The organism is Candidatus Symbiopectobacterium sp. NZEC135, assembly GCF_025962695.1.
Window position 1 is genome coordinate 1 of the sequence record NZ_JAGFPF010000087.1, and the last position, 10,725, is coordinate 10,725.

General features: G+C 54.8%; 6 protein-coding genes. 1 reads left to right on the forward strand and 5 read right to left on the reverse strand.

Annotated elements, in window-relative coordinates; genetic code table 11:
• Nucleotides 1–9: 9 nt before the first annotated feature.
• The 5 genes from eno to rlmD form a co-directional block, all read right to left on the reverse strand.
• Nucleotides 10–1,311 (reverse strand): phosphopyruvate hydratase, encoded by a 1,302-nt coding sequence (eno, locus tag J5224_RS22185; protein ID WP_264627418.1) that lies wholly within the window; start codon nucleotides 1,309–1,311, stop codon nucleotides 10–12.
• An 80-nt stretch (nucleotides 1,312–1,391) separates the two neighbouring features.
• Nucleotides 1,392–3,029, reverse strand: coding sequence for a glutamine hydrolyzing CTP synthase (pyrG, locus tag J5224_RS22190; protein ID WP_264627419.1), 1,638 nt, complete (start codon nucleotides 3,027–3,029; stop codon nucleotides 1,392–1,394).
• 348 nt (nucleotides 3,030–3,377) lie between these two features.
• Nucleotides 3,378–4,175 (reverse strand): nucleoside triphosphate pyrophosphohydrolase, encoded by a 798-nt coding sequence (gene mazG / locus J5224_RS22195; RefSeq protein WP_264627420.1) that lies wholly within the window; start codon nucleotides 4,173–4,175, stop codon nucleotides 3,378–3,380.
• A 134-nt stretch (nucleotides 4,176–4,309) separates the two neighbouring features.
• Nucleotides 4,310–6,541, reverse strand: a complete 2,232-nt coding sequence (gene relA / locus J5224_RS22200) for a GTP diphosphokinase (RefSeq protein WP_264627421.1) — start codon at nucleotides 6,539–6,541, stop codon at nucleotides 4,310–4,312.
• Between the two features lie 9 nt (nucleotides 6,542–6,550).
• Complete coding sequence (gene rlmD / locus J5224_RS22205; protein WP_264627422.1) at nucleotides 6,551–7,981, reverse strand: 23S rRNA (uracil(1939)-C(5))-methyltransferase RlmD; 1,431 nt, start codon at nucleotides 7,979–7,981, stop codon at nucleotides 6,551–6,553.
• 60 nt (nucleotides 7,982–8,041) lie between these two features.
• Between rlmD and barA the strand changes: the two genes are divergently transcribed.
• On the forward strand, nucleotides 8,042–10,725 hold a 2,684-nt coding region (gene barA, locus J5224_RS22210), incomplete at its 3' end, for a two-component sensor histidine kinase BarA (RefSeq protein ID WP_264627423.1).

A 10,725-nucleotide genomic window follows, 5' to 3' on the forward strand; every position in this document is an offset into this window, starting at 1 on the left:
GACAGGCGATTACGCCTGGCCTTTCACTTCTTTCAGACCGTTGAATGCAGCACGGCCAGCCAGCGCTTCTTCGATACGGATCAGCTGGTTGTACTTAGCAACGCGGTCAGAACGGCTCATAGAACCGGTTTTGATCTGACCAGCCGCAGTACCTACTGCCAGATCGGCAATGGTAGCGTCTTCGGTTTCGCCAGAACGGTGAGAGATAACAGCAGTGTAGCCCGCATCTTTCGCCATCTTGATAGCAGCCAGGGTTTCGGACAGAGAGCCGATCTGGTTGAATTTGATCAGGATGGAGTTAGCGATGCCTTTCTCGATGCCTTCTTTCAGGATCTTGGTGTTGGTAACGAACAGGTCGTCGCCCACCAGCTGGATTTTGTCGCCCAGCACTTTGGTCTGGTAAGCAAAACCGTCCCAATCAGATTCGTCCAGACCGTCTTCGATAGAAACGATCGGGTACTCTTTGGTCAGGCCTTCCAGATAGTGGGTGAACTCTTGAGAAGTGAAGGTTTTGCCTTCGCCTTTCAGTTCGTAGTTGCCCGTTTCTTTGTTGTAGAACTCAGAAGCAGCACAGTCCATCGCCAGCGTAACGTCTTTGCCCAGCACATAACCGGCATTTTTTACCGCTTCAGCGATAACAGCCAGTGCTTCTGCGTTGGAACCCAGGTTCGGCGCGTAGCCGCCTTCGTCGCCAACGGCAGTGTTCAGGCCTTTGCCTTTCAGCACTTTCGCCAAGTGATGGAACACTTCAGAACCGATACGGATCGCTTCTTTCACAGTTTTCGCGCCAACCGGCTGAATCATGAACTCTTGGATATCAACGTTGTTGTCAGCGTGTTCGCCACCGTTGATGATGTTCATCATCGGCAGAGGCATAGAGAATTTGCCTGGGGTGCCGTTCAGTTCAGCGATGTGTTCGTACAGCGGTTGGCCTTTGGACGCGGCTGCTGCTTTAGCGTTAGCCAGAGACACCGCCAGAATGGCGTTAGCACCAAAGTTGGATTTGTTCTCAGTACCGTCCAGGTCGATCATGATCTGGTCGATGGCAGCCTGATCTTTGGCATCTTTGCCCAGAATAGCCTGCGCCAGCGGGCCGTTCACCGCGCCAACAGCCTTGGTCACGCCTTTGCCCAGGAAACGGGATTTGTCGCCATCACGCAGTTCCAGCGCTTCGCGAGAACCAGTAGATGCGCCTGACGGTGCAGCAGCCAGACCTACAAAGCCCCCTTCCAAGTGAACTTCGGCTTCAACGGTCGGGTTTCCGCGTGAGTCGATGATTTCACGGCCGATGACTTTAACGATTTTGGACATTAGATTTTCCTCAGTACAAGTTAAACTAAAACCTTAGACGAACAACGCGCGGTACTGGACCGCGCGTTGCTGAAAAACCCTTACTTCACCTGACGCTTTTGATACGCGCCAGCGGCTTTAACGAAACCGGCAAACAGGGGATGCCCATCCCGCGGTGTCGATGTAAATTCCGGATGGAACTGACAGGCCACGAACCACGGATGGTCAGGGAGTTCAACAATCTCCACCAGCTTGCGGTCGGCGGAAAGACCAGCAACACGCAATCCCGCCGCTTCAATTTGTTTCAACAGCATGTTGTTCACTTCATAGCGATGACGGTGGCGTTCAATAATGGTTGCCTCACCGTACATCTCACGCACCAGGCTGCCTTCCGCCAGGTGGCACGGTTGACCACCCACGCGCATGGTGCCACCCAGATCGCTCTCTTCGCTACGCACTTCGAGGTTACCCTCTTCATCGCGCCATTCGGTGATCAGCGCAACGACCGGGTACTTACAGTCTGGCACAAATTCCGTAGAGTTTGCCGCTTCCATGCCGACAACGTTACGGGCAAATTCCATCAATGCGACCTGCATTCCCAGGCAAATGCCCAGATAAGGGATGCGGTTCTCGCGGGCGTAACGCGCCGCCATGATTTTACCTTCAACACCGCGATAGCCGAACCCCCCAGGGATCAAGATAGCATCAAGATCTTTGAGAACTTCAACGCCGCGTGTTTCAACATCCTGCGAATCGATCAGCTTGATGTTAACGGTCAGGCGATTTTTCAGCCCACCGTGCTTCAGGGCTTCAATCACCGACTTGTAGGCATCCGGCAGTGCAACGTATTTGCCTACCATGCCGATGGTGACTTCGCCACCCGGATTGGCTTCCTGATAGACAACCTGTTCCCATTCGGACAGGTCTGCTTCGGCGCAATTCAAGCTGAATCGTTTACAAATATAATCGTCCAATCCCTGCGATTTCAAGAGCGCCGGGATTTTATAAATCGAATCAATATCTTTTAAGGAGATTACTGCTTTTTCCGGCACATTACAGAATAAAGCAATCTTTGCACGCTCGTTAGCGGGCACGGTGCGGTCCGAACGGCAAATCAGCACGTCCGGCTGAATACCGATGGAAAGCAGCTCTTTTACCGAGTGCTGAGTCGGCTTGGTTTTCACTTCGCCCGCTGCCGCCAGGTAGGGCACCAGCGTCAGGTGCATGAACAGGGTATGCTCACGGCCCACTTCCACCGCCATCTGCCGAATCGCTTCAAGGAACGGCAGAGATTCGATATCACCAACGGTGCCGCCAATTTCCACCAACACCACGTCATGGCCTTCGCCGCCTTCAATGATGCGTTCTTTGATGGCATTGGTGATGTGCGGAATCACCTGAATGGTTGCACCCAGGTAGTCGCCGCGACGCTCTTTGCGCAGCACATCGGAGTAGATACGACCAGTGGTGAAGTTGTTGCGGCGCGTCATTTTGGTGCGAATAAAGCGCTCGTAGTGGCCTAAGTCGAGATCGGTTTCCGCGCCGTCTTCGGTGACAAACACTTCACCGTGCTGCGTCGGGCTCATCGTGCCCGGATCCACGTTGATGTACGGGTCCAGTTTCATGATGGTAACGTTGAGGCCACGGGCTTCGAGAATAGCCGCCAGAGAGGCTGCGGCAATGCCTTTACCCAGAGAGGATACGACCCCGCCGGTCACAAAAATATAATTAGTTGTCATGCTGAACCTGAGAAATTAGGTTTATATACCCAAAATAATTCGCGTTGCGGGAAGGCGGCAAGCAAACGAATCCCTAGGCGCTTACTCAAGTAAGTGACTAGGATGAGCGAGCGCAACCAACGCACCTGCAACGTGAAGTATGACGGGTATAACGATGGAGTACCAGGACGGGAAAGTAGTATACCTGAACCTGATGAAGGCTACAAATGTTGCTTTTCATCATTGTGGCGATCGTAAGGTCGCAACTAAACCGATGTATCACGCACAAATGGTATGAAACATCGGATTAAAAATCATAAAGATAAATAACAAAAATGCCAAAAAAAGCCGTTAAGTGACTGAAATGACCTAATCTGCTTTTTCCTGACGTTTTACCTGTTCCCAGGCCGCATCCATTTCCTCAAGCGTCGCCTGCTCGACTGTTTTTCCCGAGGCGATAACAATCTGTTCTACTTGACGGAAACGGCGGCTGAATTTGCGGTTTGCTGCCTGAAGCGCGTTTTCGGCTTTCTGACCAAGGTGGCGCGAAAGATTAACGGTAGCGAACAATAAATCGCCTATTTCTTCGGCCAATTTTTCTTCATCCACGACCGCCTGCCGAGCTTCGTGCATCACTTCATCAATTTCTTCATACACCTTGTCGACCACCGGCCCCAGGCTGTTCCAGTCAAAACCGACAGATGCGCAACGCTGCTGGATTTTGTGCGCTTTCATCAAGGCGGGCAACGCGTCAGGAATATCGTCCAACGCCGAATAGCGGGCTTTTTCAGCGCGCTCCTGGGCTTTGGTTTGCTCCCAGTTGGCAAGCACCGCGTCACTGTCGGTGAGCGTTGCATCACCAAAGATATGCGGATGTCGCCGCTCAAGCTTGTCGCTTATCGCATCGCACACCGCAGAGAAATCAAACAATCCCTGCTCTTGCGCCATCTGGGCGTAAAACACCACCTGGAACAACAGATCGCCCAATTCGCTGCGCAGATCGTCGAAATCCTGGCGTGCAATCGCATCCAGCACTTCGTAGGTCTCTTCCAACGTGTAGGGCGCGATGGTGTCGAAGGTTTGCTTGCGATCCCACGGGCAACCGTTTTCCGGATCGCGCAGTGTGTTCATAATGGAAAGAAGACGTTCAATCGCTGCTGCTGTCATGCCTGATTCCTGAATCAATAAAAATCGCGTGTCGTCCTCGGCCTAGGCCGAGAACCTCTTACTGGAGAAATGCATTTAGCCTGTAGGAGATCCCCGCCTGCGCGGGGATGACAACGTGAGGAACTACGTAAAAATTACGCCCCTTGCTGGCGACGTGCGTCAATAACATCCGGCAGTTGGTTAAGCTTCGCCAGCACCCGTCCCAATACCTGAAGGTTGTAGATCTCAATCTCCATGTCGATCACCGCGATCTGCTGTTTAGTGTCGCTGCGGCTAGACACGCCCAGCACGTTCACCTTTTCGTTCGCCAGAATGGTGGTGATATCGCGCAGCAACCCACTGCGATCGTTGGCGGTTACGCGCACCGTCAGCGAGTAGCCGCTGGAGTAGCTTTCGCCCCAGACAGCATCGACAATCCGCTCTGGCGCATGGCTGCGCAGATCGTCCAACTGCTCACAGTCAGCACGATGGATAGAGATACCGCGCCCGCGCGTGATGAAACCGATAATCTCATCGCCCGGGATCGGCTGGCAGCAGCGCGCGATATGGTGCATCAGATTTCCGACCCCTTCGACCACAATGCGGCCGCTGTCTTTGCGGCTGTTCTGCGGGGGCGCTTTCTGCTGGGTGAGCTGACGCAGCGCTTCGCGATCCTGCTCCTCGGCGCTGGGCTGGTTGAGCTGCGCCTGAAGGAAGTTCACCATCTGGTTGAGGCGAATATCCCCGCCGCCAATCCCCGCCAGCAATTCATCAAGCGAGTTGATGTTATAGCGCGGCAACAGCAGCTTCTCTGCGGCTTTGAGGCTAATCCCCAAATGTTCCAGCTCGTTATCCAGAATCTGGCGACCAGCCAGAATATTCTTGTCACGATCTTGTTTGCGGAACCAGTTATGGATCTTGGAACGCCCACGGCTGGTGGTGATATAGCCCAAGTTCGGGTTCAGCCAATCGCGGCTCGGGTTCGGCTGCTTCTGGGTGATGATTTCAATCTGATCGCCCATCTGCAACTGGTAGGTAAAGGGCACAATGCGCCCGCCAATTTTGGCCCCGATGCAGCGGTGCCCGATGTCGCTATGAATGTGGTAGGCAAAATCCAGCGGCGTGGAGCCGGTCGGCAGATCGACCACATCGCCTTTTGGCGTAAACACGTAGACGCGATCGTCGAACACCTGGCTGCGCACTTCGTCCAGCATTTCGTCTGAATCGGCCATCTCTTCTTGCCAGGTGAGCAGCTTGCGCAGCCAGGCAATGCGTCCTTCGTAACCAGAGCGTCCCCCTGCAACCGCGCCCTCTTTGTATTTCCAGTGCGCAGCAACGCCCAGCTCTGCATCTTCATGCATCTGTTTGGTGCGAATCTGGATTTCAAGAGTTTGGCCCCTCGGCCCCAACACCACCGTATGGATGGATTGGTAACCATTGGGTTTGGGGTTTGCCACATAGTCGTCGAACTCGTCGGGCAGGTGGCGGTAGTGGGTGTGAACGATACCGAGCGCCGCATAGCAATCCTGCAAGCGCTCCACCACGATACGCACGGCACGCACATCAAACAGTTCATCAAACGACAGGGATTTTTTCTGCATCTTACGCCAGATGCTGTAGATATGCTTGGGCCGACCATATATATCGGCCTTCACACCCTCACCCGCCATCGCGGTGCGCAGCGTCTTCACAAAATCGTCAATGTACTGTTCACGGTCGATACGACGCTCGTGCAACAGTTTGGCGATTTTTTTGTATTCATCCGGATGCAAATAACGGAAGCAGAAATCTTCCAACTCCCATTTGAGCTGGCCGATACCGAGGCGGTTCGCCAACGGGGCGTAGATGTTGGTACACTCCTTGGCCGCCAGCACGCGCTCTTCTTCCGGCGCGTCTTTCACTTCACGCAGGTGCGCAATGCGCTCCGCCAGCTTGATCACCACGCAGCGGAAATCTTCCACCATCGCCAACAGCATACGGCGAATGTTGTCCACCTGCTCGGAGGCGACAGAATCATTTTGCGTCGCTTTCAGTTGACGAATCGCATCCATATCGCGCACGCCGTGCACCAAATCGACGATATTTTTGCCAAACGCTTCACGCAGCGTGTCTTCATCTACCACGCCGGAATCTGCCAGCGGGAACAGCATCGCCGCGCGCATGCTGTCGTTATCCATGCTGAGCGTGGAAAGGATCTCCACCATTTCAATGCCGCGCCATAACAGCAACATCGCAACGGGATGCCCCTGCGTGTGCTGTTCACAATAGCGCCAGGTCTCGGCTAAGCGTTCACACGACTGCTGATTATTGATGCCCAACGATGCAATCCAGGCATCTGGCACAAACTCGCCGTCCGTATTCAAATGCGCACTTCTTACCGCAACCATAAATTCTCCCTACATTGCTGCTTTGCCAGAGCATGCCGCTGTGCCAGAGCGTGCCGCCTTACCAGAACGCTGCAAAAACAGTGCCATCGATTCAAGGTGGCCGGTGTGAGGAAACATATCCAACATGGCGACCTGCGCCAACGTATAACCTGCGGCCAACAGCACTTTACTGTCCCGCGCCAACGTGGTGGGGTTACACGAAACATAGACCACACGCTGTGGTGCAAGTTTAACAATTTGCGGCATCACTTCCGCCGCCCCGGCGCGTGCCGGGTCTAGCAGTATCTTATCAAATCCCTGGGCGCTCCAGGACTGTTGCGCAACATCCTCATCGAGATTTTGGTGAGAAAATGTGACGTTAGACAAGCCGTTACGGCGCGCATTCTCTCGCCCCGTCTCCACCAACGCTGGCACACCTTCAACGCCGACCACTTCTGCCGCGCGCGTTGCCAGCGGCAGCGTGAAATTGCCCATGCCGCAAAACAGATCCAGAATACGATCTTGTGGCTGCACATCCAGCCACGCCAGCGCCTGTGCCACCATCTGCTGATTTACCGCGTCATTGACCTGAATAAAGTCGCGCGGGCTGAAGGCGAGCGTCATGTCGTTCACACGATACACCGGCGTATCGCCCGTCAAAGCGGTGACAACATCGGCCTCTGGCGCCAGATAGATAGCCACCTGCTGCGCCACGGAAAACGCGCGCAAAGCATCGGTGTCCGCGGCACTCAGGGCATCAAGATGGCGCAACACCAGCAGCGGACCGTTATCCGCCAGCACCAGTTCCACATGACCAAGCCGTTTCACCCCTTGCAACTGGCTGAGGCAGTGCCGCAACGGGGCTAACAGAACATCCAGTTCCGGTGCCAACACCGGGCAAGTTGCGATATCCACCACATCGTGCGATTGCCCCTGGCGGTATCCCATGCGCAAACCCGATGGGGGTTGAGGCCCTGTCTTGGCACGGGCTGACGCCTTCCCGCCCGCTGACGCAGGTTTGTCTCCCGCCAAAAAGTATAACGCAAGACGCGCACGCCGACGGTAACCATAGGCCGGCCCCGCAATCAGCCCAATATCTGTCAGCGTTTGTCCGGTTTCTCGCGTTATCAGCTTTTGCAGCGCGGCCGTTTTGCTGCGCTGTTGCAACGCCACATCGGCGTGCTGCTGCTGGCAACCGCCGCACACGCCAAAGTGCGGACAGCGCGGTTCTACACGCTGTGCACTGCGCGTCAGCAAGCGTTTAAGTTCAGCGCGCGCATACTGGCGTTTATCCTCGGTCAGCCGGACTTCCGCCTGCTCCTCCGGTAGCACACCGGGCACGAAAACAGTTTTGCCTTGATGACGCGCCACGCCCTGTCCGAAGGGATCGAGATCGGTCACGGTCACGTTAATGGTTTGCCGGGTCGTCACACGCCGGTTTGGAGAGTAGAATTGCGCCATAGTTTGCTATTGTGTCTTTAAGCTGAACGTCTGGGCCTAATTCTCCCACATTGGAACCTCATGACCAAATACAGTCTGCGTGCCCGCATGATGATACTGATTCTGGCTCCGACATTGATTATCGGATTGCTGCTCAGTACCTTCTTCGTTATTCACCGCAGCAATCAGTTGCAGGACCAACTCGCCAGCGCGGGAGCCAGTATTATTGAGCCGCTTTCCGCCGTTGCCGCCTATTCAATGGTCGCCAACCAGCAGGAGATGATTCAGCCGCTAATCAATATGCTGCATCGGCGTCATTCCGACATTGTGCGCGCCATTATCATCACTAATGCACAACATCAGGTGTTGTTCAGCACCGATTCGCGCCATGTCACCCAGTTGATTGATGCGGTAAAACAGCAGCCGATGCCGTCAGGGCTACATTCTCATCAGGTTGATGACATGCTGTTACTGCATATGCCTATCACCATCGGCCCGGAATTTACCCGTCATGCGGGCAAGGTCGAACGTCCCGGCGCGACCGTGGGGTATGTATTGCTGGAGTTGGATACCGACTCCATCATGCTGCAACAGTATCAGGAAACCTTTATCGCCACGCTGTTGATGCTGCTGTGTATGGGGATTGCCGGTCTGTTTGCCTATCGTCTGGTGCGCGATGTCACCATGCCGATACGCAATATGGTGGATACCGTCGATCGTATCCGTCGCGGTCAATTGGACAGCCGTGCGGAAGGGTGCATGCTGGGTGAGCTGGATATGCTGAAAAATGGCATTAACGCCATGGCGATGTCCCTGACGGCCTACCACGAGGAGATGCAGCAAAACATCGATCAGGCCACCTACGATCTCAGAGAAACGCTGGAACAGATGGAGATCCAGAACGTTGAGTTGGATTTGGCGAAAAAGCGGGCGCAAGAGGCCGCGCGCATCAAGTCCGAGTTTTTAGCCAACATGTCGCACGAACTGCGCACCCCGCTTAACGGCGTGATCGGTTTCACCCGCCAAACGCTAAAAACCACGTTAACCGCCACCCAGACCGACTATTTGCGCACCATCGAACGTTCCGCCAACAATTTGCTGGCTATCATCAATGACGTGCTGGATTTCTCCAAGCTGGAAGCCGGCAAGCTGGTGTTGGAAAACATCCCGTTCTCACTGCATAACACGCTGGATGATGTCATCACGCTGTTGGCGCACACCGCCCATGAGAAAGGGTTAGAGCTGACACTCAACATTCAACCCGGCGTACCCGAACGATTTATCGGCGATCCCATGCGTCTGCAACAGGTGATCACCAACCTGCTGGGCAATGCCATCAAATTCACCGAAAAGGGCAATATTGATATTCGCGTTGAACGCCACCGCCAGAACCATAAACAGCTGGAGTTGGAAATTCAGATCCGAGATACCGGGATCGGTATCGCCGAAGGGCAACAGGCACAGTTGTTTCAAGCATTTCGTCAGGCGGATACCAGCATTTCCCGCCGCCACGGCGGCACCGGGCTGGGGCTGGTTATCACCCAGCGGTTGGTAAAAGAGATGGGGGGCGATATTCGCTTCCAAAGCACAGTCAACCAAGGCTCCACCTTTTGGTTCCACATCACGCTAACCTGCGATCCGCACAGCGCTGTCGTCGAGAATAACGTCTCCGTGCTGCAAGGGCGCAGCATTGCCTATGTGGAAGCCAACGCCTCCGCCGCACAGGCCGGGCTAGATATTTTGGGGCAAACGCCGTTGCAGGTGCACTTTAGCCCTACCCTTGAACAGCTACCGCCGCAACATTTTGATATTTTGCTGCTCGGTGTCCCCGTTCGGCATCGTAATACCTTGCAGGATTACACCTCGCAACTGCGCGACATGAGCCGTAAAGCAGACTGTGTCATTTTAGCCTTGCCCAGTCTGGCGCAAATGGATGCTGAACAGCTGAAATCCTTCGGTATCCACGCCTGTCTGAGTAAACCCCTGTCCTCAGTACGTCTGTTGCCCTTAATACAGGAAGGGCTGTTGATCCAGCAGCTATCGTTGCTGCCAGTAACGCAACCGGCAACGCTGCCCACACCGCGCTTGCCCCTGTGTGTGATGGCGGTGGATGACAATCCGGCCAACCTGAAACTGATCGGCACCTTGCTGGAAGAGCAGGTGGAAAACACCCTGCTGTGTGACAGCGGTGAAGAGGCTATCGCGCAGGCGGCCATGCAGGATATCGACGTTATCCTGATGGATATCCAAATGCCGGGCATGGACGGTATTCGCGCCAGCGAGCATATTCGCCAGCTTTCCCGCCACGCCACCACGCCGATTATCGCCGTCAGCGCCCATTCGCTGAGTGACGAGCGCAAATCATTGCTGCAAGCGGGGATGGACGGTTATCTGGCTAAACCGATTGATGAGCAAATGCTGGCATCGGTATTGGCACGTTATACCCAACCGCCGGTGATACTGACTGAGCGCGAGAACAGCAGCATGACACAATTACTGGCGGAGCATGATGACAGCCAGCTCTCGCTCGACTGGTCGCTGGCAACGCGTCAGGCAGCGAATAAACCAGACCTGGCGCGCGATCTGCTACAAATGCTGCTGGACTCCCTGCCTGAGGTTCAGCAACACATCGAAACGCTGTTGGCGGGCCACCCGGTGGAAGACACGCTGCCGCTGATTCACAAACTGCACGGCAGTTGCGGCTACAGCGGCGTGCCCCGCTTGAAGCAACTGTGTTACACGCTGGAAACCGCACTGCGTAAGGG

Excerpts from the sequence above, each read along its gene's own strand:
- eno (WP_264627418.1), bottom strand. The coding sequence starts at position 1,311 with ATGTCCAAAATCGTTAAAGTCATCGGCCGTGAAATCATCGACTCACGC.
- pyrG (WP_264627419.1), bottom strand. The coding sequence starts at position 3,029 with ATGACAACTAATTATATTTTTGTGACCGGCGGGGTCGTATCCTCTCTG.
- mazG (WP_264627420.1), bottom strand. The coding sequence starts at position 4,175 with ATGACAGCAGCAGCGATTGAACGTCTTCTTTCCATTATGAACACACTG.
- relA (WP_264627421.1), bottom strand. The coding sequence starts at position 6,541 with ATGGTTGCGGTAAGAAGTGCGCATTTGAATACGGACGGCGAGTTTGTG.
- rlmD (WP_264627422.1), bottom strand. The coding sequence starts at position 7,981 with ATGGCGCAATTCTACTCTCCAAACCGGCGTGTGACGACCCGGCAAACC.